Here is a 24,994-nt window from a genome sequence, read left to right on the forward strand (position 1 = left end):
CCCCAATACGGTTGTTGCCATCACGCCCAGTGAAGGGCATCAAAACGGCCCAAGGCTCTACTCGTAAATGGTAGAAACTACGGGCTCAGACCAATGAGCGACGACTGCGCGCGCTAGGTCGCTCGCGTAACTGCCTGTTCTATTGCGCTGGTCGCATTACCCGAGGCGACAGCCGCATGACGCAGATCTTCACTGCGGGCTGGCCTGCATCACCGCAATGCGAAAGCACTTTAAGACGGTTTCGGGTTGGCGAACGTCTCGAAATCTCGGCGACCAATCTCGCAGAAACCTGCGCATTTTATCGCATGATCGCCACCGATCTGAATAGCGATTGCCCGGCACTCGCATCCGACCGGCTCTGATTTAAGGAAAATAATCTATGACGAATAAGATGGCTTTTCGCGCGAACCGAACACGCCCGCCTGCCGATCAGCAGGAACGACAGGGCCGTATTGCCCGCATCGCCTGGCTTACGCTGCCGGACAGAGACATGGCGATGTTGTTTCTCAACGAACATAACGAAGCTCTGGGTGGCAGGCCGATCGACCTTGCCATCGAAAGCGAAGAGGGATTGCTGGCCGTCGAACGTGCCATTCGCGATCTTGGCAACAACGCAGACGGACCGAATAATGCAGAAACGCCGATGACTACCAAGTGATCACATCGGGGGCGTCGTCACACGTTTCGCACGCCCTCGAGCAGCACGGCATCGACCTGCTCGCCATGCAGTACCGAAATATCGCCTGTGGTTTCGAGCACAACCGCCCGAACGCGGGACAATTGCAAGGCGTTGGCCTCGCGCAGTTTCGCGATGACGTCGCTTCGCGAGACGCGGCTGATCTTCAGCGCCTTTTCGATGAATTCGCCGTCGCGCATCAGCATCAGCGGCTCGTTTTCCAACCCGGTTTTCACGGCGCTGGAGGCATTGCGCGCAAGTGCGAGGCCCATTTGCCCTGCCAGCAGCGCAGCGATCGCGATCATCGCCTGCGCGAATACCGACCAGGAGGAAGCCGTCGCGGCGCTGGCGAGGCATGATCCGATGGCCAGCGTGACGACGAAATCGAAGGCAGTCATTTTTGAAAATGACCGTAATCCAATTATCCTGACCACCAATATGACCCATGCCAGCCCGGCAAGGGCTAATATAAGGCCACGCAGCGCGGTATCGGGCAAAGTATCAAGGCTGAACATCCCCTGTTATGCGCCATTGCGATCAGACCGGCGAACGAAATCGTAACGATCAATCATGCCCGCTTAATTGGCAGGCGGCAGCCCGGTAATCCAAATATTGGGTATAAAGGATCGCCGCGAAGCCCGTCCGGGCGTGAACGGTTTCGTTCCGCCACGTTCGGTCCGGCGCATCCGAGGTTAATTGCCGCTTATCGCACCAAAGCGCGATGATCTTCTCGCAATCATGCTATTGAACCCGCAAAGGCCGGAAAGCGTTCGGTCCCGGTGGAGATATATATGCACGAAGCAATGCCGCGCGACGCGGCGACAGGCATTGTCGGTCTTGATGATGTCCTTGGCGGCGGTCTGGAGCGAGGCCGAACCTATCTTTTAGAAGGAAACCCGGGGACGGGGAAAACCACCGTCGCGATGCAGTTTCTGATGGCTGGTGCGAAAGCAGGCGAGTGCTGTTTGTATATCACCTTGTCCGAGACCGAGGATGAGTTGCGGTCTACGGCGCGGTCCCACGACTGGGATCTGGAAAATGTCGACCTTTACGAGCTGGTTCCCCCCGAAAATCTTCTCGATGACGAACAGCAGCAAAGCCTGCTCTATTCTTCAGATCTGGAACTGGGAGAGACGAGCAAGCGCGTGTTCGAGGCGTTCGAACGGGTCAGGCCGGATCGCGTCGTTGTCGACAGCCTGTCCGAAATCCGCCTGCTTGCGCAAAGCTCGCTGCGTTACCGGCGCCAGATCCTCGCGCTCAAACATTATTTCGCGAAGAGCGGCGCAACGGTGCTGATGCTCGATGATCTGACGACCGACACGAACGACAAGACGGTGCATTCGGTCGCGCACGGCGTGGTCCGGCTGGAAGAGCTGGCGCCGGAATATGGCGCGGAACGTCGCCGGCTTCGCGTCATCAAATATCGCGGACGGCGTTTTCGCGGCGGCTATCATGATTTTGCGATCGAAACGGGCGGGGTGAGTGTTTTCCCGCGTCTGGTTTCGGCAGAACACAGGATGCCGTTCGAGCGTGATGTGCTGGGCACCGATTCGGAGGCGTTCAATGCATTGCTCGGCGGCGGCATCGAACGCGGATCGAGCGTGCTGGTGCTTGGTCCCGCCGGCACCGGCAAGTCGGTGCTCGCGCTGACCTTCATAAAGACCGCGATCTCCCGCGGGGAACGTGCTGCGATGTTCGTCTTCGACGAAGAAATCGGTTTGCTGATTCAGCGTGCCAAAGGCCTTGGCTTCGACCTGCAGAAGATGGTCGACGACGGCAATCTCGTTCTGGATCAGGTTGATGCTGCCGAACTCGCTCCGGGGGAATTTTCCTCACGCGTGCGGCGCTGCGTCGAAGAAGAAGGCGCGCGAACCGTCGTTATAGACAGCCTGAACGGCTATCAGGCCGCGATGCCGGGCGAGCATGCCCTGATCCTGCACATGCATGAATTGCTTCAGTATCTGAACCGTCAGGGCGCAACGACTTTCCTCACCGTTGCGCAGCATGGGCTGATGGGCAATATGCGCTCGCCGGTCGATGTTACCTATCTTGCAGATACAGTAATCCTGCTTCGCTATTTCGAAGCGACGGGAAGGGTCCGGCGCGCAGTATCGGTCGTAAAAAAGCGCACCGGCCCGCACGAAGATACCATTCGCGAATATCAGATCGGTTCGCGGGGCGTTACCCTTGGTGAACCCCTTACCGGGTTCCAGGGCATTCTTCGCGGCGTGCCCGAACTGGTTGGCGATCCAAACCTGCTGAAGCGCGCCGACGCGTGAAACGGACCACCATATCCGAAAGAGCGCTGCTGCTCGCCCCGAGAGGACGCGATGCGCCGCTCGCGGCGTCGATGCTGCACGAGGCAGGTATCGACGCCAGTGCATGCGCGTCGTTGACGAACCTGGTCGAGGAACTCGATCGCGGAGCAGCATTTGCGATCATCACCGAAGAAGCGGTCGCCACCGCCGACCTCAACCGACTTTCACAGTGGCTGGCCAATCAGGAGGAATGGTCAGATTTCCCGATCATATTGTTGACCAGTCGTGGGGGTGGCCTCGAGCGCAACCCTACGGCCACCCGGCAACTCGACGTCTTGAGCAACGTGACGTTTCTCGAACGGCCGTTTCATCCGACGACGCTGGTCAGTCTTGCGCGCTCTGCGGTTCGCGCGCGGCGTCGGCAATATGAGGCCAGAGCCCGACTGATCGCGCTGCGCGACAGCGAAGAACGCTATCGCACGCTGTTCGAAACCATGGACGAGGGTTTCTGCATCATCGAGTTTCTCGACGGGCCACACGGGCCGATGAGCGATTATGTCCATGTTCAGGCGAACCCGGCCTATACCGCAAACGCAGGCGTGCCCGATATCTTGGGCAAACGCTTGCGTGAGGTCGTGTCCGAGTCCGAAGCTGATGCATGGGCGGCCATATACCGCCGAGTTCTGGTCACAGGCGAAGCGATCCAGTTCGAGCGCGAACTCGTCGAGACGAAGCGGCATCTCGAACTTTCGGCATTTCGTATCGAGCCTGAAAGCCGGCGGCAGGTAGCAGTCCTTTTCAAGGATGCCAGCGACCGAAAACAGGCGGAAAATGAGCTTCGCGTCCTGAATGAGACGCTGGAACGCCGTGTCGAAGATGCGGTGTCGGAACGGGAGAAGGCAGCTGCCCAGCTCCACGAGGTTCAGAAGCTGGAAACGCTCGGCCAGCTTACCGGCGGGGTCGCGCACGACATCAACAATCTTCTCACGCCGATCACCGGCGCGCTCGACATGCTGGCGCGGCGACATGTCGGGAATGATGAGCGGGCTACCAGACTGATCGGCGGTGCGCAGCAGTCCGCGGAACGTGCACGCATATTGGTGAGCCGCTTGCTCGGCTTTGCGCGCCGGCAGTCGCTTGAAACGCGTCCCGTCGATCTCGCCAGCCTGATTGACGGTATGCGCGATCTGATCGCGAGTTCGGTCGGCTCGACGATAACGATCGAGGTATTTGCTGAGTCCGATCTTCTTTCGGCAGTCGCCGATCCGAACCAGCTTGAACTTGCACTCCTCAATCTGTGCGTGAACGCGCGCGACGCGATGCCGGATGGCGGAACGGTCACGATAGCTGCGCGAAAGGCCGGAAGCGGCCTGCACGATATTCCGGCACTTCCGCCCGGCGATTATGTGGTGCTGTCAGTGATCGACACCGGAACCGGCATGGACGAAGCGACGCTCGCCCGCGCGATCGAGCCCTTTTATTCGACCAAGGAAATCGGCAAGGGGACCGGACTGGGCCTTTCGATGATCCACGGGCTTGCCGCCCAGCTTGGCGGTGCGTTCAGGCTTTCCAGCGCTGTCGGAGCAGGCACGCGCGCCGAACTCTATCTCCCCACGACCACCGAAACCGGCAAGCGCGACCAGAACGACAATGTCGATCTGGTCGCCACGCTCAATCCGATGACCATTCTCCTCGTCGATGATGAGGAGCTGGTTCGTGCCGGGACGGCAGACATGCTGAGGAATATGGGGCATGTCGTGCATGAAGCCGCCGGCGGCATGGAAGCGCTCGACAAGCTTGGCGGCCAGACGGGAATCGACCTGGTGATCACTGACTATCTGATGCCCGGCTTCAATGGTGCCGAACTGGCGAAGCGGATTCACCAGCAGGACAGCCGACTGCCCGTGCTTGTCGTAACCGGATATGCTGGCGGCAATCTGGACATCGGTCTTCCGCAACTCGCGAAGCCCTTTCGTCAATCCGATTTGGCAAAGGCTCTTGCCGAACTGGTGGGGGCCGCTCCTTCGCCGCTGCCCGCAACCCGCGTGTAAGGTTGCAACCGGATTTTTGTCGGCCTGCAAATTGCCTGATACATTCCGGAAGGGCTGCAATATGCGATGGTGACTTAGCCCCTCCAGACGGCGACATTGCGGCGACTCTGACGATCAAGTTATGCTGTTTGTCAGCGCGCTGGCGGATGTTCGCTGCTTTCCCAATTGGGAATCTCTAATGGGAAAGCCGGCGCGTGAGAATGGCGCTTCGCTGCTCGCTGGACAGCTTTCTTAAAACCTGTTCCCGATTGCGCTTTCCCGAAACGGCCTGCCAAACACGGGAAAACGGGAATCCTGCCGCGGCTTGAACGTCCGATTCGAGATCTTGCTTCGACCAATTGCATGACCGGGATTGGGCGGCGCCTGTCAAGCTGCAATCGCTGACATTGCCGACGTTCTCTGGCCTCGCGTCGCGCGTTGAAACCTGCCTTACATTCATGTCCAGCCAAAGACGGCAACTGTGCCGGGAGCCCCAGGGGGGGCTTACGTGCGAGTAGGCTTGATAGCCGCCGCTTAATCTGTAGCCGAGCCGAGCGCCCGTGCGGCGATCGTCCTAAGGGCGTCCTGGACTTGTAACGGTTTTGCGCCGGTCACCGATCTCATTATGCCACCTTGGCCTCGAAGGCGAGCGGGCTGATGCCGCCCAGATATGAGTGGCGGCGGCGGGTGTTGTAGAATCCGTTGATGTACTGAAAGATGGCGGCTTGCGCTTGCCGCCGGGTTGGCCAACTCTGCCGCCAGATGAGTTCCGCCTTCAGGGATTTGAAGAAGGTTTCGACCGCAGAGTTGTCGTAGCAATTGCCCTTGCCGCTCATCGATGGACGCAGGCCATAGGCCTGCAGCTTTTTCTGATAATCATAAGAGCAATATTGGCTACCGCGATCTGAGTGGAAAATGCAGCCCTCGGGCGGCTGACGCAACCGCACCGCCATATCCAGCGCGCGGATCGCCAGATCCTTTTTCATCCTGTCACTGACAGCCCAGCCAATGACGCGACGGCTGTGCAGGTCGAGAATGTCGGCAAGGTAGAGCCAGCCTTCTGAGGTCCAGATATAGGTGATGTCGCCCGCCCACTTACGGTTGGGTGCATCGGCGGCGAAGTCGCCGTCCAGCCAGTTCGCCGCAACACCCAGACGATGGTGGCTGTCCGTCGTGACCTTGTGCTTGCGCGTGCGGACCGGCTTGATCCCGTTGATCCGCATGAGCCGGCCGACCCGGCGCTCGCCAACCTCGAGCCCGGCCTCCTTCAACTCCATCGTCATTCTCGGACGGCCGTAGCTGCCAAGGCTCAGGCTATATTGTTCTCGGATATGGGCCAGCACTTTCATATCCGTCCGCTCCCGCCGACTGATCGGGCGCGAGCGCCAGGAACGATAGATAGCCGCGCTCGCTCACCTGCAGGACACGGCACATCAACTCCACCGGCCAGCGATGCCGCCAGCTGTGCACAAAGGCGAACCTCACGGCCTTTGGCTCGCGTTGCCTTTTTTAGAACTTCCCTCTCCTCCCGGAGCACACGGTTCTCGAGGCGAAGCCGCTCATTCTCTCGCGCCAGATCTGCCTGTGGCGCTGCCACCACGTCCCACGGACGATAGTGCGACACCCATTTGTTCAGCGTCGATTTGCCGATCCCAAATCTGACGCCACCCGATCGCGCGGCAACCCGCTGGTCAGCGCAATGCGCACAGCCTCCTGCTTAAACTCTTCACTGCGCTTGATCATCTCGTCGATCTCCTTGAAACAAGCCTTAAACTCTCAAGTGACCGGCACAAAACCGTTACAAGTCCACACTGCGCCAGACAATCTGAAAGACGGCGGACATCAACCGGTGACGCAGGTCGCTCCGGTGCGGCGTCGGTTGCCTCCTTGATAGCCATTGGTGTGATAATCTGATCGATACCTTTCGGCCAGAACTGGAAGCGATGCTCTGCCAGATATCGCAGGACGCATTCGGACAGCGCATCGAAAAGGGGCGTTCGCATTTTCACCGTCGCCTTGGCAGCGCTGGCGACCAACAGGGCCTCATATTCAGCCGCCTGCCAACTGCGCCGAGCCAGCAAGGCGCGTGCAATTTCGCGATTGGCGTAGCTCTGGTAGCGTGGATCGCCTTCCAACCCGCTCGACCGGTCTACAAATGCCTCCCGATCCTCTTCGTTAACGAACCCCAAAGGCATGGCAGGGATATAATTCTCCGTCGGGTCCGAAATGTCGCCGAACAATTCAAGCTCGGCCCGAGCGGCATGATCCCGCCCCCCAGGTCAGGCGGGTCCGGTAGGCCAGAAATTTGAGCATCCCATGTGCGACGTTATCCTGGGCGGCTGTAATATCCGTGACACCATCGTCGTTCGCGAGCAGATTGCTTCTGGCCAATGCCTGAAGGCCGCGCTGGCAGATGACGTGAGCTTCGCTGCCGACCGATGCCAGTTCTTCGAATTCTAAAGTCAGGCACGAAGCGCGCGGACTTCACTCAGCTTATAGGCATGCCTTAAACGGGCGACATCGCTGTCTGTCGTCTCCAGCGAATATTTGAATTCGCGCTTTCCAACTCCGTCATGAAATCGGGCTGGGACCGCCATGCGGAACCAGAAATGTTCGATCAGGGACGCTGCCAGATTCCAGCCACGCGTAACCTCATTTGTACCACTGGGCAGTAAACAAATCGAGAAAATGCGCGAAAACCTCGCAAATCCACTCTTCCTGAAGAAGGGTGGTGACCCCTACGGGACTCGAACCCGTGTTTTCGCCGTGAGAGGGCGACGTCCTGGACCGCTAGACGAAGGGGCCATGCCGGAGCGTGGAAGCGCGGGGCTTAGGCTCCCTTTTTCGGCCCGTCAAGCGATGTCGGCTGAATCGCGTCGATGCTTTTCAGCGTCGCATCGTCCCAGCCGCCGCCAAGCGCTTTGTACAGCGAAGCAAGCGATTCCTGAAGCGCGCCGGTGCTTTCAGCCAGCGCCTGTTGCTGTTGCAGCAGCGCGCCGCGTGCCTGAAGCACCGCCGAGATATCGACCAGTCCGACATCATAGCGCGCCTGTACCGCGGCCAGCGCACGCGTCGCGGAATCGACGCTGTCCTGAAGATTGCTGCGGCGCTTCTGTTCACCGTCCACCCGGGCAAGCGCGTCTTCGACATCCTTCATCGCGCCCAGCACGGTCTGCTGATAGCGGATATAGGCTTGTTGCCTTTGCTCCTGCCGCTGATCGATCTGCGCGCGGCGGCGCCCGAAATCGAGAATGGGGAACATCGCCTGCGCCCCGCCGCGCAGCTGAATGCTGTCGGTCGAGATGAGATCGGTCAGCGCGGTCGAGATCAGCTGCGCCGCACCGGTCAGGCTGAATTTCGGATAGAGATCAGCCACCGACACGCCGACATCGGCGGTCGCTGCCGCCAGCTGACGCTCGGCCGCGCGCACATCGGGGCGGCGGCGCAGCAGATCGGAGGGCAGACCGGCGGGGACGGCAGGGGGCACCGCCGCCACCGTATCGGGCCGCGACAATTCGCCGACCAACGCGCCCGGTGCCTTGCCCGCAAGCACGGCAAGTGCGTGCATCCGGATGCGCTCCTCGACCTCGATCGGCAGAAGCTGCGCCTGAACCGCCTGAAGATTGGCGTTTTCGCGGACCGTATCGGTTTGCGGCGACAGGCCGACCCGCGCGCGATTGGTCTGCAGCGAAACCAGCCGCTGCTGGCGCGCAATTTCGTCGCGCATCACAGCTTCGCGGCGTTGCAGCGTGCGCAGTTCGAGATAGGTGCGCGCCACTTCGGCAGCGAGCGAAACCGCGGCATCGCGGGCGCTCCACTGGGCGAGCTCAAGCCGTGCTGCGGCGCCCTCCTCGGTGCGCTTGTTGCCGCCGAACAGATCGATCTCCCAGCTCGCGTCGAACCCTGCCGAATAGGTGGTGAGGCCGCCGCCGGGCAGCTGGATGCCGTCGGGCGGTCCGCTATCACCCGAACCGGTGTCGGAGAATAGTTTGGCGATGTTCGACAGACCCGAATTTTTCGAAAGCTCGATATGGCTGACGCCGCCCGCCGCATTCACCTGAGGCAGATAATTGGCGCGGGCGAGCCGTTCGGCGACGCGCGCTTCGCGCAGGCGCGACGCGGCGGTCTTCACATCGGGACTGTCGGCAAGCGCCATCTTCACCAGCGCGTCGAGTTCGGGATCGCCGAACGCGGTCCACCAATGAGCGAGGTCGACGGTATCGGCGCTCGTCCCCGCAGGCGCGGTTTCGGTGAACTGCGCGGGAGTGGCAACCTCAGGCTGCGTGTAATTCGGGCCAACGGTGCAGCCGGCAAGGACGGTAGCGGCCATCAGGCCGGGGATGAATTTGCGAAGCATCAATGCGCTCCCGGCGGTGCCTTCGCACCTTTTTGGGTCTTGAGTAACAAAGCGACCGGGCTGACGATCAGCACCAGAATCATCATGATATGGAAGGTGTCGAGAAAGGCGTTCATCGTCGCGTGCGTCCGCACCAGCTGGTAGAGGACACCCATACGCGCCTCCATGCTCTGTCCGACACCGCCAAGCGCGCTGGTCGCCCGATCCATCCAGTCAACATAATTCTGATTGAACGGATTGAGCTGATACACCATCCGCGCCTGCTCTTCCTGGCTATAGGTCGCGAGCATCGTCTGCGAAAAGGCAATGCCGACCGTACCGCCAAGGTTTCGCGACACGTTGAGGATGCTCGACGCCTGTGCGGTTTGCGACGGCGGCAGACCCATATAAGCAGCCGCGTTGATCGGCACGAACAGGAAGGGCAGGCCGATCGACTGGAACATACGCGCCATGGACGCATCCATGAACGAGATATCGGCGTTCAGACCGGTCATATACCACAGCGCGCCCGCTTCCACGACCATGGCCGGGAACATCAGGAAGCGCAGATCAACCTTATCGGTCAGCTTGCCCGCGATCGGCACCGCGATCAGCGTCGCGAATCCGCCCAGCGTCAGCGCCATGCCTGCATCGGTCGCGCTATAGCCCAGCACCTGTTGCAACATCTGGGGGATGAGCTGCGTGGTACTGAACACGATAGCGCCGACGGTGAACATCATGATGTTCGAAATGGCGAAATTGCGGTTGGCGAGCAGGCGGATATTCACCACCGGATCGTAATGGTTGAGTTCCCAGATCACGAAAGCAAACAGCGACACCGCCGCAACGATCGCAGTGATGGTGATGGTGTTGCTTGAGAACCAGTCGAGCCGCTCGCCGCGATCCAGCGTATATTCGAGCACGCCCAGACCGATCGCGACCAGTGCGAAACCGATATAATCGATCCGGATTCCCTTCGACAGCCGCTTGCGCCGGTCTTCCTGCACCGCTTCGGGTTCATCGACGAAAAACTGGACGAGGAACAGTGAGGCGATACCCACCGGCACGTTGATCAGGAAGATCCAGTGCCAGCTCGCCCGGTCGGTGATCACGCCGCCCAGCGTCGGGCCGAAGACCGGTCCCACCACCACGACGATCGCGAATACCGCGAACGCCATGCCGCGTTTTTCGGGCGGGAAGGTATCGGCAAGCATCGACTGTTCGACCGGCGCAAGCCCGCCGCCGCCTATCCCCTGAAGGATACGCGCGATGATCAGCACCTGCAGATTGGGCGCGATACCGCACAGGAACGATGCGAAGGTGAACAACGCGATCGAAATCATGAAATAGCGTTTGCGGCCGATGACTTCGGTCAGCCATCCCGAAATCGGGATAATGATCGCATTGGCGACCAGATAGCTGGTGAGAACCCAGGTCGCCTGATCATAGGAGATCGACAGACCGCCCGCGATATGGTTCAGCGACACATTCGCGATGGAAGTGTCGAGCACCTCCATGAAGGTCGGCAGGCTGATGAGGCCGACGATCAGCCAGGGATTGGCCCGACCGGCGACTGAGCGCGCCGGTGTCCAGTCCTGACCGCCGGCGCTTGCGGGAGGCGCCCCGGCCATGGCTTAGCGAACCTTGACCGTGGGGACCACCGACATGCCCGGGCCGATCGGATAGCGCGACGGGTCGACGCCCCCATCCTTGCGATCGAACTCGATCCGCACGGGCACGCGCTGCACAACCTTCACATAATTGCCGGTCGCGTTTTGCGGGGGGAGAAGCGCGAAGGCCTGACCCGCGCCGCGCTGGAAACTGTCGACATGGCCGTGGAAATGAACGCCGGGGAATGCGTCGACTTCGATATCGACGGGGTCGCCGGGCTTCATATCGGTGATCTGGGTTTCCTTGAAATTGGCGGTGACCCAGATGTGATCGGGAACGATCGCCATCATCTGCGAGCTGGGGGCGACGGTCGAACCGATATTGACCGAGCGGTTGGTGACCTGTCCGGCAATCGGCGCGCGTACTTCCAGATCGCCGACCGTAACCTGCGCCTGATCGACCTGCGCCTGTGCCGCGCTGCGCTGCGCCTTGGCGGCGTCGACTGCGCGGCGGGCGACCGTGACCTGCGCTTCGGCGCTTTCGACGGCGCGGCGCGCGGCTGCGGCCTTTGCGGCAGCGCTGACTGCCTGCGCGCGCACGGCGTCGAGCTGCTGACCGGCGACAGCGGCGGTGTCGATCCCGTTAAGGCGGCGATAGCGGGCGAGATCGTCGGCAGCCTTTTTGGCTTCGGCGGCCGGAGCGACTGCCTGCGCGCGCGCCTCGGCAACCTGTGCCTGCGCCGCTTCCAGACGGCCCAGCGCTTCGGTGATCGCTGCTTCTGCCTGAGCCACACCCGCCTGAGCCTGATCGAGTTCGGCGCGTGGGCGAGTCGGCTCGATCTTTGCGAGCAGCTGCCCCGCCTTCACATGCTTGTTATCGGCATCGGCGACATAGGTGAGCTGCCCCGAAATCTGCGGCTGAACGCGCACGATATGAGCGTCGATAAAGGCATCGTCGGTCGAAACGAACTGGCGCGCATGCAGATAGTAAAGCGTGCCGGCAACGCCGATCACCCCGATAATCAGCAACGCGACGACGATGACGACAGGGCGTTTGTAAAAGGGGCGCTTGCGATTTTCGTCCCCGGTTTCGTGATTCTGCCCGTCATTCGGCGTCGCGCCGTTTTCGTCTGCACTCATCGATGACCTCAAAGGGTGATGCCCGAATGTCCGAAAGCCAATTACTGGACGCGAGCGTTTTTTGTGAGGCGGCAAGTAGGATCGATTTTGCGATTGCGCAAGTGCAGCATTGGCGCAAAGGCGGATTAAGTCTTTTTTTGAAACCAGACGCCGTGCACCCGCGGGCGAAATGTCCGGGAGGAGCGTGAGCGCAAGCCACGGCAAAGGCGAGGGTTTTGCCGCCGCCTTTGCCGTGAGTTGAGCAAATCGGGTTTTTTACGCCGCTGCCTTACGCCGCTCCGCCATTTCCGCGTTCAGCATTTCAGCGAGCAGAAATGCCAGTTCGAGGCTCTGGCTGGCATTGAGTCGCGGGTCGCAATGGGTGTGATAGCGATCGCCCAGTGCCGCCTCCGTCACCGCCACCGCGCCGCCGGTGCATTCGGTAACATTCTGTCCGGTCATTTCGGCATGGATGCCGCCGGCATAGGTGCCCTCCGCCCGGTGAACCGCGAAGAAGCTGCGCACTTCCGACAGAATGCGGTCGAATGGCCGGGTTTTGAAGCCGTTTGCCGCTTTCACGACATTGCCGTGCATCGGATCGCAGCTCCATACGACCGGATGGCCTTCACGCTTCACTGCGCGGACAAGCGCGGGCAGGCCGTCCTCGATTTTCTCATGGCCATAGCGGGTGATCAGCGTCATCCGACCTGCAATGCGGGATGGGTTGAGCGTATCGAGCAGGCGCAGCAATGCGTCGGGTTCAAGGCTCGGCCCGCATTTCATGCCGATCGGATTGTCGATGCCGCGCAGGAATTCGACATGCGCCGATCCCTCGAACCGTGTCCGGTCGCCGATCCACAGCATATGCGCCGAGGTATCGTACCAGTCGCCGGTCAGACTGTCCTGCCGGGTGAGCGCCTGTTCATAGGGGAGCAGCAGCGCTTCATGGCTGGTGTAGAATTGCGTGGCCTTCAGCTGCGGCACGCTGTCGGCATCGATGCCGCACGCCGCCATGAAGTCGAGCGATTCGCCGATACGATCGGCCAGATCGGCATATTTGCGCGCCCATGGACTGCGCCCCATAAACTCATGCGTCCATTTATGGACCTGATGCAGATTGGCATAGCCGCCCTGTGCAAAGGCGCGCAGCAGGTTGAGCGTCGCCGCTGACTGGCTGTACGCGCGCAGCATCCGCTGCGGATCGGGAATGCGGCCTTCAGGGGTAAAGGCGCTGTCGTTGATGATGTCGCCGCGATAGCTGGGCAGCTCCACCCCGTCGATCGTCTCGGTATCGGCCGAACGCGGCTTGGCGAACTGACCCGCCATCCGCCCGACCTTCACCGTCGGCAATTTGGAGGCGTAGGTCAGCACCACCGCCATCTGCAAAATCACGCGGAAGGTATCGCGGATATTATTCGGGTGAAACTCGGCAAAGCTTTCCGCGCAGTCGCCGCCCTGTAACAGGAAGGCACGCCCCGCCGCCACCTCGGCAAGGTCGCTGGTCAGATTGCGCGCTTCGCCGGCAAAGACGAGCGGCGGATTGCTGCCGAGCTGCGTCACCGCCGTGGCGAGCGCATCGGCATCGGGATAGGTCGGAAGCTGACGCGCCTCGGCCGATTTCCAGCTTTCGGGTGACCATTGAGCGCGTTCGGGCTGCGCATCGGGAAGCTCGACATACCAGTCGGCATGATGCGCGATGCCGTTGGCCGCGATCTGGTTGACGACCTTCGCGGCTGCGCGCTTACCATGCTCCTCCCAGCCCTGAACGGTACTGCCGGGCGTGTCGAACCACGCACCGAACGCCGAACGGGTGATCGAGCGCTCTTCACGGAAGCGGCGGATTTTGGAGCCTGCAAGTGTCGTCATGCGAATGCTTTACCCGATGCGGGTAATTATGCGCAAGGGACAATCTGCTGGGATGCGAAATTTACCCTGAAGGGGCGATCAATAGCCCGCGGCGAGATCCACCACATTGGTCATTTCGCGGCCCTCCATGAATGCGCGGAGATTGTCGAGGAACAGCCGCGCGGCGCGCTGGAACATGCCGGCATCGCTGCGTCCGGCGAGGTGGAGCGACAGGATGGCGTTATGCTCCGACCAGAGCGGATCGCCCGAGGGGAGCGGTTCGGGGGTGACGGTATCGAGGAACGCGCCGCCGATCCGCCGCTTGCGCAGCGCAGTGAGCAGCGCGGCCTGATCGACCATTGATCCGCGCGCGACGTTGATGAGCCAGGCCGATTTCTTCATTGCGGTGAATTCGTCCTCGCCGATCATCGCGCTGGTCTCGTCGGTCGCAGGGGCGGCGAGGATCACCCAGTCGAATTCGCCCAGCCGTTCGCGCCATTCGTCGGGACGAAGCGTGCCTTCGCTTCCCGATCTTGTGACGCCGGTGACCTTCACGTCGAACGCTTCCAGCCGCTTGCCGATCGCCCGGCCGATATCGCCATAGCCCATGATGAGCGCGCTCGATCCTTCGAGCAGCGTGGTGCCCGGCGGCTGGGTTGACCATTGATGATCGTCGGCAAGGTGGAGCACCTCGTCGAACCGCTTGGCCGCGACCAGCATCCCCATCAGCGTATATTCGGCCACCGCCGCGCGGTGCAGGCCGATACCATTGGTAAGTACCGTACCCCGTTCGCGCAGCAGACCGGTGTCGAAATCATCGACGCCGGCGCGCATGGTGAACAGCCATTGCAGCCGCTCGCCCTGCGCCGCGACGCGCGCAGAGGCAGCGGCGCCCTGCATATCGACCCAGGCGATATCGGCATCGCCGATCTCGCGCTCCGCCATTTCGGGCGTGTCGAACCAGATGGCGTCGATCGTGTCGGGCAGTTGCTCCCCGATCAGGGGGCGGGCGATGGCGGGAAGGAGCGCTTTCATGCACGGAAATTAGGAGCGCCGCCGCCCGCCCGCAAGCATTTGCGCGGACGGGCGGCGTACTGCATCAGCTCAGCCGGACGATCCAGTCCCATCCAAGCGGGTCGCCGTCCATGACTTCGACCCCCGCTTCAGCGAGTTCATCGCGCAGCGCATCGGAAGCTGCGAAATCTTTTGCTTTGCGCGCTTCCTGCCGCGCTTCGATCTTATCGCGCACATCCGCTTCGGTGATCGTCGCATTGCGCGGCTGAATCCTGAGATCGACCCGGCGCAGTTCGAGCAGGTTGAGGCCGAGCAGACTGTCGAACGCCTGCAACGTGCCGAGCCGTTCAAAAGCAGACCGTTTCTTGTCGGCGAGCATCGCTTCGAGCAGGGTCAGCGCCCTGGGCGTGTTGAGATCTTCCGAAATTGCCGCGTCGAGTTCGGCGGCAACGCTTTCGTCCGGTGAGGGGAGCTCTTCGCCCAGCTCCGCTTTGGCGCGCAGTCCCTCAACGGCGATGACCAACCGCTTCAGCCGGGTGAGCGCGGCAAGGACATGATCCGGCCCGAATTCCAGTTCGCTGCGATAATGCGCCTGAAGGCACATCAGCCGGTACGCGAGCGGGTGAAGCCCCGCATCGATCAGCGAAAAGAGCGTCGAAAAACCGCCCTTGGATTTCGACATCTTGCCGCTGCGATCGACGAGGAAATTATTGTGCATCCAGAAATGCGCGCCGGTAAAGCCGGGCTGCGCATCCATGCAGCTGCAAAATGCCTGATTTTGCGCAATTTCATTCGGGTGATGAATCTCGCGATGATCGATGCCGCCGGTATGGATGTCAAAGGGAAAGCCGAGATATTTCTCGCTCATCACCGAGCATTCGAGGTGCCATCCCGGTGCGCCCTTGCCCCAGGGGCTGTCCCATTCCATCTGGCGGTTTTCGCCCGGAGCGGATTTGCGCCAGATCGCGAAATCCTGCGGATGACGTTTGCCCGCGACCGGGTCGATCCGCCCTTCGCCGGCATCATCGCGCGCTCCGGCCAGCTTGCCGTAATCAGGGACGGTGGTGGCATCGAAATACAGGCCGCTGTCGATTTCGTAGCAATGATCGGGCGCGATCCGCTTCGCAAAGTCGATCATTTCTTCGATATGATCGGTCGCGACCGACCATCGGGTCGGCTGACGGATGTTCAGCGCTTCGATATTGCCTTTGAACGCAGCGGTATAATGGGCAGCGACATCCCAGATGCTCTGCTGATTGGCTCTGGCCGCCGCCTCCATTTTGTCATCGCCCGCATCGGCATCGGACGTCAGATGGCCGACATCAGTGATGTTGATGACATGGGTAAGGGGGTAGCCCTTCCACACCAGCGCACGGCCCAGCGTGTCGGTAAAGACATAGGCCCGCAAATTACCGAGATGGGCATAATTATAAACCGTCGGCCCGCAGGAATAGACGCGCGCGCCCTTTTCGGGGTCGAGCGGGGCAAAGACCTCCATGCTGCGGGAGAGGCTGTTATACAGGGCTAGCGGCGCACGGTTCATGGCGCTTGCCTTAGCCAGAAGCGCTGCGCTCGCGCAAAGGAAAATCGGCGCTGCGCGAATGGCCGCTTTGGCTCACGCCGCCGATCAGGGAGGCTCACTCCGCCTCGCCGAGCGCAGAGCGAACCATCGCGTTCCAGACGTCGGCAGCACCGCCGCCCGCCGCTTCACCGGCTTTCACCATGTCCTCGGTGGGTTCGCGCAGCGTTCGCAGGACTTCGGCGGCGCGGACGATTTCCTCGCGCCAGCCATGATCGCAATGCGAACTGACCGCAGCCGAAATGGCAGCGCCGCGGCCGGAGCCCAGCCCTTCGCCTTTTTCGCTATAATCCTGCGCGCACAGCACGCGGGCGATGCGTTCGACGGGATGGGTAATGGCGATGTCGGTCATATATGCTCCTGTATTATCACGGGAAAATGGCTGGCTCGTCACTATGTCCTTTGGCAAGCGAACGTCCCCGTGGCAAAGCCGTTCCAACCTGTCGCAGGACGGAACCCATTGCGTCGTCCGCTCGCTTAGCCCGTGACAGCAGAATTAAAGGCAGCATGGTCATGGCAAAAAACGAACCGCATAAGCCGAGGGGCGAAACCGGGGACAATGGAAAACCGCGCAAGGTAGAAGATCGCGGCGCCGTCGAAAATCAGAGCAGTGTGACGCCGGAAGACTATCCCGACAGCGACGGCGGCAGGCCGGATTATGGCAGCCCTAGACGGTCAGGCGCGTAACCCCCGGCGTTGATGCCGGACGCCTATACGGAGAATATCGGATGGCGTCCGGCACCGCGCGGCTGCATCGCATGCCCGCATAGATCGACGCATGGAGAAAATATCATGACACAGCAGCAGGTAACGACCAGCGGTGGCGTTCGCCTCACCGTCCGGGCGGCGGAGAAAGACGATTCGGCCCTGCTGGATGAATTTTTCGAACACGTATCGCCCGAAGATCTGCGATTCCGCTTTCTTTCGAGCGTGCGCAAGGTCGGCGCGGATCAGATCGCCGCGATGACCGATATCGATCATCGGCAAACTGAAAATCTGCTTGGTTTTGAAGAGGAAAGCGGGCGGCTCGTCGCGACCGCAATGCTTGCCTGCGATGCCGCGATGGAGCGCGGTGAAGTCGCCGTGGTACTCGACCGCGATTTCAAAGCGCGCGGGATCGGCTGGGAAATGCTCCGCCTGATTACCGAGGCCGCTGCCGAGCGCGGCGTCAAACGGGTCGAATCGATCGAAAGCCGTGAAAATCATGCGGCGCTGAATCTGGAGCACGAGATGGGCTTTGCGCTGGAAAGCTATCCCGGCGATTCAACCCTCATGCTGGTCAGCCGGACGTTGTAATATCGGGCGCGACGCTGCGCTCCGGGTTGCTCTTGCCGCGCCGCTATATTGCAGATCGCCCGGCCGCGTGGAATATTGCGGCGCGGAGGGGATAAGAGTGGCAATTCCGGACTATCAAACGCTCATGCTGCCGGTCCTGAAACTGGCAGCCACCAACGAAATGCGCGTACCGCAGGCCGCCGAGATAATCGCTGAAGATTTCAATCTGAGCGAGGCGGAAAAGAACGAACTTCTGCCGAGTGGACGGCAGCGGATATTGCACAACCGAATTCACTGGGCAAAATTCTACATGTCGAAGGCCGGGTTGATCGACAGCCCGAAAAAGGGCGTGTTTACGGCATCCGAAGAAGGCCGCAAACTGCTGGCGCGAAACCTCCCGGCAATCGACAATGATGTTCTGAAAAAATATTCATCCTTTGTCGATTTCTACCATGCCGGGGCGAGCAATAAGCCGAAAGCCGAAGAACCTGCCTTGCAATCTGCCGCCGATTCACCCGCGACGCCGGAGGAGCAGATCGATGCGGCTCACCATGTTCTGCAATCGGCGCTGGGCAGCGAATTGTTGCAGCGTATTCTGAATAATTCGCCCGGTTTCTTCGAACAGATCATCGTCGACCTGCTGGTCGCCATGGGCTATGGCGGCAACCACCGGAATGCTGCGCTGCGGTTGGGAAAAAGCGGCGATAACGGCGTGGATGGCGTGATTGATGAGGACCGGCTTGGCCTTGATCGTATCTATGTTCAGGCCAAACGCTATCAGACCAACATCGTCCAGCGGCCTGAAGTGCAGGCCTTTGTCGGCAGTCTGGTCGGGTTCGGCGCCAATAAGGGCGTGTTCGTGACAACGTCGAAGTTCAGCTCCGGCGCGCGCGATTATGTTGCGCAGATACCCCAGCGGGTAATCCTGATCGACGGGAGCCGGCTGACCGACCTGATGATCGAACATGACGTCGGTATCCGCGTTTCGCGTACAGTCGCCATCAAACGGATTGACGAGGATTTTTTCGGCGAAGCGTTGGGATGATCCGCGACCGCCTTCGCCCGCAAATTCAGAAAAACCAGCTGATCGCTACGCACGCGGTCAGGCCGACTGCGATGTTGAGCGGCAGGCCGATCTTCACGAAGTCGGTGAAGCGGTAATTGGCGGCGCCGTAAACGAGCGTGTTGGTCTGATAGCCGATCGGCGTGGCGAAGCTGGCGCTGGCACCGAACATCACGGCGACGATCATCTGGCGCGGATCAACGTGCAGCACGTCGCCCAGACCGATCACGATCGGGGTCATGATGACGGCGACGGCATTGTTGGTGACCGTTTCGGTCAGCAGGCTGGTCAGCGCATAGACCCCGATCAGCAGCATCAGGGGCGAAGCGTGCGTCAGCATGGGCTGTGCCCATCGCACGATCAGTTCGACCGTCCCTGCATTTTGCAGCCCGATACCGAAGGCGAGCATGCCGAAGATCAGGACCAGCGTATTGCCGTCGATCACGCCCCAGGCTTCTTCCGGTTCGACGCACCGGGTGATGAGCACGATCGCAACGCCGCCCAGTGCCAAGGCTTCGATGGGGAGCGCAAAGACAGCGGCAAGCCCCACGATCGCCGCGAGCGTCAGGATGGCGATCGGCGCTTTTCGCCGCTTGAACGCGCGGGCCGGCGCCCGGGTGACCTGGGCGAGATTGGCATTGCCCTGAAGCGCGCTGGCGGCGTCCGGCGCGGCCGCGACCAGCAGCCGGTCGCCCGCACGGACGCGGACTTCGGCAAGGCTGGGGCCGGCGACATGGCGCGGGCGCGACAGCCCCAGCACGCGTAGCCTCAGCCGTGAGAGCAACGGAATATCGGCCAGCCGCCGCCCGATGATCGGGTGCGAAGGCGACACCACCGCCTCGATCAGCTTCGCATCCTTGTCGCGATCGGGGCCGCTCATCGTGATGCCGCCGCCCATGCCGGTCAGACCGACACGGAAATCCGGGCTTTCGGCGAGGCTGGCGAGTTCCGACGGACTCGCCGCGACAACGAACTGATCGCCGCTCTGGATCTCCAGCGCTTCGATATCGTGGCGATAAAGGGTCAGTCCGCGCTGAACCGCCATGATGCGGATGCCTTCGCGCCGCGAAAGCGCGCTTTCGCCGATCACCTGGCCGATAAAGCCGCTCTCGGGACTGACAAGAAGATGCGAAAGATAGCTGTCGCTTTCGCCCTGTTCGGCAAGGCCCACCGGCTCGCGGTCGGGCAGCAGGATCGGACCGAGAATGGCGAGGAACAGGATACCCGCCAGCGCGACGATGACACCGACACCGGTAATTTCGAAAATGCCGAATGCCGGCTGACCATGCGACGTCGCGACCCCGGCCACCAGCAGGTTGGTCGAGGTACCGATCAGCGTCAGCGTCCCGCCCAGAATCGATACATAGGAGAGGGGAATCAGCAGGCGGGTCGCCGACATCTGGAGCAACCGCGCCAGCCGCTTCACGATCGGGATCATCACGATCACGACCGGCGTATTGTTCATGAATGCCGAGGCGAGCAGCGTACCGCCGCCGATTTCGGCGAGTGCGAGACGCGGGCGGCGCTGGGTTCGCCGGATGACCCATCCCGATACTTCCTCCAGCGCGCCGGTACGCAGCAGCGCGCCCGATATCACGAACATCGCGCCGATAGTGATCGGTGCCGGATTGCCGAACACACCCAGCAGCTGATCGGGCGATACGAAGCCGAGCGCCATCATCGCGACGCCGCCCGCCACCGCCAGTACCACAGGCGACATGCGTTCGGTCGCGAACAGGACGAACAGAGCGATCAGCAGGACAAGCCCGATCACAGCGCCATGATCAGCGATCATCTGATGAAGGAAAGCGATCACCGGCTCGATTCCCGATGGTCCGCGTGGCGGGGAAGGCAGGGTTGTTGCCGGATGGCGTTCAGCCCGGATCGTTGCATCTCATCCCTTGTCTGTCAGTGGCCGATCGCATGACGCTGATCGCAGCGCCCGGCCCGGCGACATGATGTTCGCAAGGACTGGATATCGCCAAAGCGTCGACGGGCAAATAGGTTCCGCTCCGTTCTCCCGCAGGAATGCCGACGACGCACCGGCATATTTGCCCGGAAATCGCCGGTGCCGGCTATCGTGCTGTCATCAAAACGATTTTCTTGGTCTTCGCACCGTCCGTCGCCCCGGCGCCCTCTATAATGCCCTGTCGATGCTTCAATCGGCGCAACATCGACGATGTGCGCTTTGCTGTATCGGTCACTTTCAGAGACGGATGTGAATATGACGGTTCAGGCAGATAGCAAGCAATTCGATATGGCGACCCAGGATCGCGGCCTTCGCGAACTGGGCAAGATGCTCGACAGTTCGCAGGCGGTGATTGAATTTGCGCCTGACGGTACGATCCTGCGCGCGAATGACCTGTTTCTGAAGCTGATGGACTATGCGCCCGAAGAAGTGATCGGGCAACATCACAGCATCTTCTGCGAAGAGGCTTTTACCAAAAGCGCTGATTACGAATTATTCTGGCTGAGCCTGCGCAGCGGTGCGGCGAAGGACGGCGAATTCAAACGGTTCGCCCGCAACGGTCGGGAAGTCTGGATTCGCGCGAAATATTTCCCGGTGATGGATGGCGACAGCGTCAGCCATATCGTCAAGCTGGCGATGGACGTCACCGAAACGCGCCAGCAGAGCATCATGCAGCAGGGCGTGCTGGAAGCGATCAGCCGCGCTCAGGCGGTGGTCGAATTCGACCTTGGCGGCAATGTGCTGAGCGCCAACAAAAATTTCCTCGAAATCACCGGCTATAAGCTCGACGAGATTGTCGGTCAGCATCATCGTTTGTTCTGCACCCCCGAACATGCGCGCAGCGGCGAATATGCCCAGTTCTGGGAAGCGCTGGGACGCGGCGAATATCAGAGCGGAGCATTTAAGCGGGTGGCCAAGGGCGGCCGGGAAATCTGGATTCAGGCGACCTATAACCCGATCATGGATATGCGCGGGCGACCGATCAAGATCGTCAAATATGCCATGGACGTGACGGCGCAGCGGCTCGCTGCGGCCGAAGCGGAGGGCAAGGTAGAGGCGATCGGTCGTTATCGCGGCGTCGTCGAATATGACATGACGGGCAAGATTTTGTTCGCAAACGATATTTTTGCAAAGATGCTGGGATATCGCGCGGACGAGCTGATCGGTCTTCACCATCAGGATACCAGCCATCCCGGCTGTCATATTCATGGCGATTATCGCCAGTTCTGGTATCGCATGGGGCGCGGCGAAGCGGAGGTCAGCGACTTTTTGCGCTCCGACAAAGAGGGACGTCAGCGTTGGGTGCTGTCGAGCTTCAACCCCATTTTCGATCTGGACGGCCGCCCGTCCAAGGTTGTGGAATATGCCCATGACGTGACCGAAGCGAAGCAGATCACGCTGGAATTTCAGGGCAAGGTCGACGCGATCAGCCGCGCCGAATGCGTGCTCGAAACCATGCTCGACGGTACGATCCTCGACGCCAATGACAATTTCCTCAAAATGGTCGGCTATTCGATCGAGGAGCTGCGCGGCAAGGATCAGCGGATGCTGGTCGAACCGGAGGTCGCGCAAAGCGAAGGCTATCGCCAGCGCGAAGAAGGCGTGTCGCAGGGCGAATTTCTGTCGGGCGAGTTCAAGCGCATCGCCAAGGGCGGGCGCGAGGTCTGGATTCGCGCGACGGTCAATCCGATCCTCGATCTGTGCGGCACACCCTATAAACTCGTCACCTATGCCATGGACGTGACCGAGGATAAGCTGAAGTCGATCGAGACCGAGAACCGGCTGGAAGCAATCGAGCGCAGTCAGGCGACGATCGAATTCGATCTGGACGGCAATGTCCTGACCGCCAATCATAATTTCCTCGCAGTGATGGGGTATACGCTGCGCGAGATCGTGGGTCAGCATCACAGCATGTTCTGCCTGCCCGAATATCTCAAAACGCAGGAATATGGTGATTTCTGGCGCCGCCTGAATTCGGGCGAGACGCATTCGGGCCGGTTCCACCGGCTCGGCAAATATGGCCGCGACGTGCATATTCAGGCCAGCTACAGCGCGGTACGTGACCTGTCGGGTCGCCCGGTACGCGTCATCAAACATGCCTATGACATCAGCGCCCAGGTCGAGCTGGAGCAGCGGATCGCAACCAAGAGCCAGGAAATGCAGGGCATGGTCAAGCAACTGACTCAGGCGATCGAAACCATCTCCAACGGCGCTCGCGGTGCCAGCGAAGTGGCGGAAGAAACACAGGGCGCGGCGACCGAAGGCAGCGAATCGATCCGCAACGCGATCGAATCGATCGATCTGATCAGCCGTTCCTCGACTCAGATTGCCAAGATCGTCGATGTCATCGGCGAACTGGCGAGCCAGACCAACTTGCTGGCCTTCAACGCTGCGATCGAAGCGGCGCGGGCGGGCGAGCACGGAGTCGGCTTCTCGGTTGTGGCCGAGGAGGTTCGCAAGCTCGCCGAGCGCAGCGCCGATGCCGCGAGCGAGATCGCCAAGCTGATCGATGAATCGAGCGAGCGAGTCGCGCACGGCACCGAACGGTCGCAAAGCGCGCATCAGGCGTTCGAGGGGATTGTGAAGAGCGTCGGCAGGACCAGCCGGTCGATCAGCGAGATCGCGGATGCTGCGGTGACTCAGGAACAGCTGACGATGCAGGTCATCGGCATGATCGGCGAACTCGCCTCGACCACCCGGGCGCACGGATGAGCACCGACATCGTCCCGGTGAACGCCGCGTCCGCACGGTCCGCGCTCGATGTCGGGATCATGCGGCTGTGCGGGCGCGATCTTGCCGTCGCGGCCACGCATATTCGCGAAGTCGTGCCGCTGCCCGAAACGCTCTATCCGGACTTTACCGGGCACGCGGATTGCATCGGCGGGATCGTGATCCGGGGACAGGTGATCCCGGTGCTCGATATCGCCCCGCGACTGGGTTTCCCGCCGCGCAGCGGTGGATCGGGCGTGGTGCTGATCCTGCGGCATGAGGATCGCCGCATCGGCCTGGTCATGGATCTGGTTTCGGGGCTTGCCCGCATTCCCGGCGAGCGGGTCCAGCCCTTTCACCGGTCCCAGCCCGGCCCGGCGCAGATTATCGGCCATAGCTTCCCGCATCGCGACATGCTGGTCGGGCTGATCGATGCCGAAGCGATCTTTGCGCTTCCCGGCGTGGCACATGCCGTCGAAACCGGCAGCGATGCCAAACGGCGGCTGCGCAGCGACACCCGCTCGGCGGTGCTGGTGTCGGTCGCTGACACCCATCTCGCCATCGACGCAGCGATTGTCGTGGCGACGCTGCCCGGCGTGCAGTTGCGCCCGAGCCCGGCACCGGCCAGCAAATGGGCGGGGGTGGTGCATTATCTCGGCCTCGAAGTGCCCGTGGTCGAGGATCTGACGCTGTTCGACCTTTCCGGAAGCGCGGCCGAAGGGCAGGGCGGTGCGATCATCGTGGTGAAGCTCGACGAAAAATGCCTGCTCGGTATCCGGATCGACCGGGTGCGGTCGATCCGGCAACTCGACAGCGATTCGGTTCGCCCGCTATCCGGGGCGCTCGCCGAACGGCTGACGCTGTTCGCCGGGGCCGTGCGCGATCGCGAAGGGCTGCAAAGCCTGTATTTCGATTCTGATGCGCTGCGTGCAAACCCACGGTTGCGAATGCTCGGCGCATTGTCCCGCGAGGTGAAGGCTGAAGCGACAACCGCACCCGGCGTCATTTCCGGCGCGCAAGGGAACGGGATGCAACAGGCTTATGTCATCTTCCGCATGGGGGGGCGTCATTGTGCCGCTGCGCTCGCCACGGTGAAGCAGATCATCCCCTTGCCCGATCAGCAATCGGGCGCGCAGTCGCCGGGTTCGGCGTTGCGCGGCATGGCCACCTATAACGGCACGCCGCTGCCGTTGCTCGGCATATCCCCAGTCGAAGAGGGCAGGAGCGCGGAAAAGCCGATGGTGCTGATCGTCGAACAGGCGGGGGCGTTTAGCGGTCTGGTCGTCGACAAGCTCGAAAATATCGTCCGCGCGGCCGAACAGCGCCGCCCCGGCCCGACGGGGCAGGGACGCTTCATTCAGGCGCGGGTCGGCGGGGCGGCAAAGGCAGTGCCGCTCTATGATCTGGCCGAGGAGGTCGATCGCCTGTCAATGACCGGCGCCGCGCCTGCCCGCGCGCTTCCTTCGCCGGCGGTACCGGTCGAAGGCGCGCGCGCCGGCGCATAGGCAGGA

At 61.3% G+C, this 24,994-nt stretch carries 20 protein-coding genes, 1 tRNA gene and 1 pseudogene; 9 read left to right on the forward strand and 13 right to left on the reverse strand.

What is annotated here, in order from left to right:
- Positions 1-176 precede the first annotated feature (176 nt).
- Complete coding sequence (locus tag EV664_RS13515) at positions 177-362, forward strand: hypothetical protein (protein ID WP_133496267.1); 186 nt, start codon at positions 177-179, stop codon at positions 360-362.
- 17 nt (positions 363-379) lie between these two features.
- Positions 380-658 carry an antitoxin Xre/MbcA/ParS toxin-binding domain-containing protein gene (locus EV664_RS13520; protein WP_133496268.1) on the forward strand — a complete coding sequence of 93 codons (279 nt, stop codon included), beginning with the start codon at positions 380-382 and terminating at the stop codon, positions 656-658.
- A 17-nt stretch (positions 659-675) separates the two neighbouring features.
- Here the strand turns inward: EV664_RS13520 and EV664_RS13525 are convergent, their stop codons facing one another.
- A complete protein-coding gene (locus EV664_RS13525) occupies positions 676-1,074 on the reverse strand; it encodes a YetF domain-containing protein (protein WP_229668269.1) in 399 nt (132 codons plus the stop codon).
- Between the two features lie 393 nt (positions 1,075-1,467).
- Between EV664_RS13525 and EV664_RS13530 the strand changes: the two genes are divergently transcribed.
- Both EV664_RS13530 and EV664_RS13535 read left to right on the forward strand, forming a co-directional pair.
- Complete coding sequence (locus EV664_RS13530; protein ID WP_162848853.1) at positions 1,468-2,955, forward strand: DUF7125 family protein; 1,488 nt, start codon at positions 1,468-1,470, stop codon at positions 2,953-2,955.
- Positions 2,952-4,985 carry a hybrid sensor histidine kinase/response regulator gene (locus EV664_RS13535; RefSeq protein WP_229668270.1) on the forward strand — a complete coding sequence of 678 codons (2,034 nt, stop codon included), beginning with the start codon at positions 2,952-2,954 and terminating at the stop codon, positions 4,983-4,985. Before EV664_RS13530 ends, EV664_RS13535 begins: the two co-directional genes overlap by 4 nt.
- 602 nt (positions 4,986-5,587) lie before the next feature.
- On the opposite strand, the pseudogene EV664_RS13540 reads toward EV664_RS13535, so the two are convergent.
- Positions 5,588-6,707 (reverse strand): annotated as a pseudogene (locus EV664_RS13540) (IS3 family transposase).
- On the reverse strand, positions 6,704-7,204 hold the full coding sequence (locus EV664_RS13545; protein ID WP_133496270.1) for a hypothetical protein: 501 nt from the start codon (positions 7,202-7,204) through the stop codon (positions 6,704-6,706). Before EV664_RS13545 ends, EV664_RS13540 begins: the two are co-directional and overlap by 4 nt.
- A 76-nt stretch (positions 7,205-7,280) precedes the next feature.
- On the opposite strand from EV664_RS13545, the gene EV664_RS19285 reads away from it, so the two are divergent.
- Complete coding sequence (locus tag EV664_RS19285; RefSeq protein ID WP_162848854.1) at positions 7,281-7,424, forward strand: hypothetical protein; 144 nt, start codon at positions 7,281-7,283, stop codon at positions 7,422-7,424.
- A 2-nt stretch (positions 7,425-7,426) separates the two neighbouring features.
- Here the strand turns inward: EV664_RS19285 and EV664_RS19795 are convergent, their stop codons facing one another.
- From EV664_RS19795 to EV664_RS13585, 9 genes are all read right to left on the reverse strand, one after another.
- Positions 7,427-7,561, reverse strand: a complete 135-nt coding sequence (locus tag EV664_RS19795) for a hypothetical protein (RefSeq protein ID WP_373287519.1) — start codon at positions 7,559-7,561, stop codon at positions 7,427-7,429.
- Between the two features lie 132 nt (positions 7,562-7,693).
- A tRNA-Glu gene (locus EV664_RS13550) sits at positions 7,694-7,769 on the reverse strand.
- 25 nt (positions 7,770-7,794) lie between these two features.
- Positions 7,795-9,321: an efflux transporter outer membrane subunit gene (locus tag EV664_RS13555; RefSeq protein WP_133496271.1), complete on the reverse strand. Its 1,527-nt coding sequence runs from the start codon at positions 9,319-9,321 to the stop codon at positions 7,795-7,797.
- Positions 9,321-10,931 carry a DHA2 family efflux MFS transporter permease subunit gene (locus EV664_RS13560; RefSeq protein WP_133496272.1) on the reverse strand — a complete coding sequence of 537 codons (1,611 nt, stop codon included), beginning with the start codon at positions 10,929-10,931 and terminating at the stop codon, positions 9,321-9,323. Before EV664_RS13560 ends, EV664_RS13555 begins: the two co-directional genes overlap by 1 nt.
- A 3-nt stretch (positions 10,932-10,934) precedes the next feature.
- A complete protein-coding gene (locus EV664_RS13565) occupies positions 10,935-12,050 on the reverse strand; it encodes an HlyD family secretion protein (RefSeq protein ID WP_133496273.1) in 1,116 nt (371 codons plus the stop codon).
- 255 nt (positions 12,051-12,305) lie between these two features.
- The gene (locus EV664_RS13570; RefSeq protein WP_133496274.1) at positions 12,306-13,895 is read right to left on the reverse strand and encodes a class II 3-deoxy-7-phosphoheptulonate synthase; all 1,590 of its coding nucleotides are present in this window, start codon (positions 13,893-13,895) and stop codon (positions 12,306-12,308) included.
- Positions 13,896-13,973: 78 nt separating this feature from the next.
- Positions 13,974-14,909 carry a D-2-hydroxyacid dehydrogenase gene (locus tag EV664_RS13575; protein WP_133496275.1) on the reverse strand — a complete coding sequence of 312 codons (936 nt, stop codon included), beginning with the start codon at positions 14,907-14,909 and terminating at the stop codon, positions 13,974-13,976.
- Between the two features lie 64 nt (positions 14,910-14,973).
- Positions 14,974-16,431: a cysteine--tRNA ligase gene (gene cysS, locus EV664_RS13580; protein ID WP_133496276.1), complete on the reverse strand. Its 1,458-nt coding sequence runs from the start codon at positions 16,429-16,431 to the stop codon at positions 14,974-14,976.
- Positions 16,432-16,525: 94 nt separating this feature from the next.
- On the reverse strand, positions 16,526-16,819 hold the full coding sequence (locus tag EV664_RS13585) for a hypothetical protein (RefSeq protein WP_133496277.1): 294 nt from the start codon (positions 16,817-16,819) through the stop codon (positions 16,526-16,528).
- Between the two features lie 440 nt (positions 16,820-17,259).
- Between EV664_RS13585 and EV664_RS13590 the strand changes: the two genes are divergently transcribed.
- Positions 17,260-17,763 (forward strand): GNAT family N-acetyltransferase, encoded by a 504-nt coding sequence (locus tag EV664_RS13590; protein WP_133496278.1) that lies wholly within the window; start codon positions 17,260-17,262, stop codon positions 17,761-17,763.
- Between the two features lie 97 nt (positions 17,764-17,860).
- Complete coding sequence (locus tag EV664_RS13595) at positions 17,861-18,787, forward strand: restriction endonuclease (protein ID WP_133496279.1); 927 nt, start codon at positions 17,861-17,863, stop codon at positions 18,785-18,787.
- Positions 18,788-18,812: 25 nt separating this feature from the next.
- Here EV664_RS13595 and EV664_RS13600 read toward each other — a convergent pair whose 3' ends face one another.
- Entirely contained in the window at positions 18,813-20,621 is a 1,809-nt protein-coding gene (locus tag EV664_RS13600) for an SLC13 family permease (protein WP_308423533.1), read from the reverse strand.
- Positions 20,622-21,029: 408 nt separating this feature from the next.
- On the opposite strand from EV664_RS13600, the gene EV664_RS13605 reads away from it, so the two are divergent.
- Complete coding sequence (locus tag EV664_RS13605; RefSeq protein ID WP_188656437.1) at positions 21,030-23,486, forward strand: methyl-accepting chemotaxis protein; 2,457 nt, start codon at positions 21,030-21,032, stop codon at positions 23,484-23,486.
- Positions 23,483-24,988 carry a chemotaxis protein CheW gene (locus tag EV664_RS13610; protein ID WP_133496281.1) on the forward strand — a complete coding sequence of 502 codons (1,506 nt, stop codon included), beginning with the start codon at positions 23,483-23,485 and terminating at the stop codon, positions 24,986-24,988. The genes EV664_RS13605 and EV664_RS13610 overlap by 4 nt, the downstream gene beginning before the upstream one ends.
- Positions 24,989-24,994 lie beyond the last annotated feature (6 nt).

This window comes from Stakelama pacifica (assembly GCF_004361835.1).
GTDB classification, from domain to species: domain Bacteria; phylum Pseudomonadota; class Alphaproteobacteria; order Sphingomonadales; family Sphingomonadaceae; genus Sphingomonas; species Sphingomonas pacifica.

What these genes read in the sequence shown, in the direction of transcription:
- EV664_RS13565 (WP_133496273.1), bottom strand. Translation starts at nt 12,050, where the DNA reads ATGAGTGCAGACGAAAACGGCGCGACGCCGAATGACGGGCAGAATCAC.
- EV664_RS13560 (WP_133496272.1), bottom strand. Translation starts at nt 10,931, where the DNA reads ATGGCCGGGGCGCCTCCCGCAAGCGCCGGCGGTCAGGACTGGACACCG.
- EV664_RS13520 (WP_133496268.1), top strand. Translation starts at nt 380, where the DNA reads ATGACGAATAAGATGGCTTTTCGCGCGAACCGAACACGCCCGCCTGCC.
- EV664_RS13530 (WP_162848853.1), top strand. Translation starts at nt 1,468, where the DNA reads ATGCACGAAGCAATGCCGCGCGACGCGGCGACAGGCATTGTCGGTCTT.
- cysS (WP_133496276.1), bottom strand. Translation starts at nt 16,431, where the DNA reads ATGAACCGTGCGCCGCTAGCCCTGTATAACAGCCTCTCCCGCAGCATG.
- EV664_RS19285 (WP_162848854.1), top strand. Translation starts at nt 7,281, where the DNA reads ATGTGCGACGTTATCCTGGGCGGCTGTAATATCCGTGACACCATCGTC.
- EV664_RS13515 (WP_133496267.1), top strand. Translation starts at nt 177, where the DNA reads ATGACGCAGATCTTCACTGCGGGCTGGCCTGCATCACCGCAATGCGAA.
- EV664_RS13570 (WP_133496274.1), bottom strand. Translation starts at nt 13,895, where the DNA reads ATGACGACACTTGCAGGCTCCAAAATCCGCCGCTTCCGTGAAGAGCGC.
- EV664_RS13590 (WP_133496278.1), top strand. Translation starts at nt 17,260, where the DNA reads ATGACACAGCAGCAGGTAACGACCAGCGGTGGCGTTCGCCTCACCGTC.
- EV664_RS19795 (WP_373287519.1), bottom strand. Translation starts at nt 7,561, where the DNA reads ATGGCGGTCCCAGCCCGATTTCATGACGGAGTTGGAAAGCGCGAATTC.
- EV664_RS13605 (WP_188656437.1), top strand. Translation starts at nt 21,030, where the DNA reads ATGACGGTTCAGGCAGATAGCAAGCAATTCGATATGGCGACCCAGGAT.
- EV664_RS13555 (WP_133496271.1), bottom strand. Translation starts at nt 9,321, where the DNA reads ATGCTTCGCAAATTCATCCCCGGCCTGATGGCCGCTACCGTCCTTGCC.
- EV664_RS13610 (WP_133496281.1), top strand. Translation starts at nt 23,483, where the DNA reads ATGAGCACCGACATCGTCCCGGTGAACGCCGCGTCCGCACGGTCCGCG.
- EV664_RS13525 (WP_229668269.1), bottom strand. Translation starts at nt 1,074, where the DNA reads ATGACTGCCTTCGATTTCGTCGTCACGCTGGCCATCGGATCATGCCTC.
- EV664_RS13585 (WP_133496277.1), bottom strand. Translation starts at nt 16,819, where the DNA reads ATGACCGACATCGCCATTACCCATCCCGTCGAACGCATCGCCCGCGTG.
- EV664_RS13575 (WP_133496275.1), bottom strand. Translation starts at nt 14,909, where the DNA reads ATGAAAGCGCTCCTTCCCGCCATCGCCCGCCCCCTGATCGGGGAGCAA.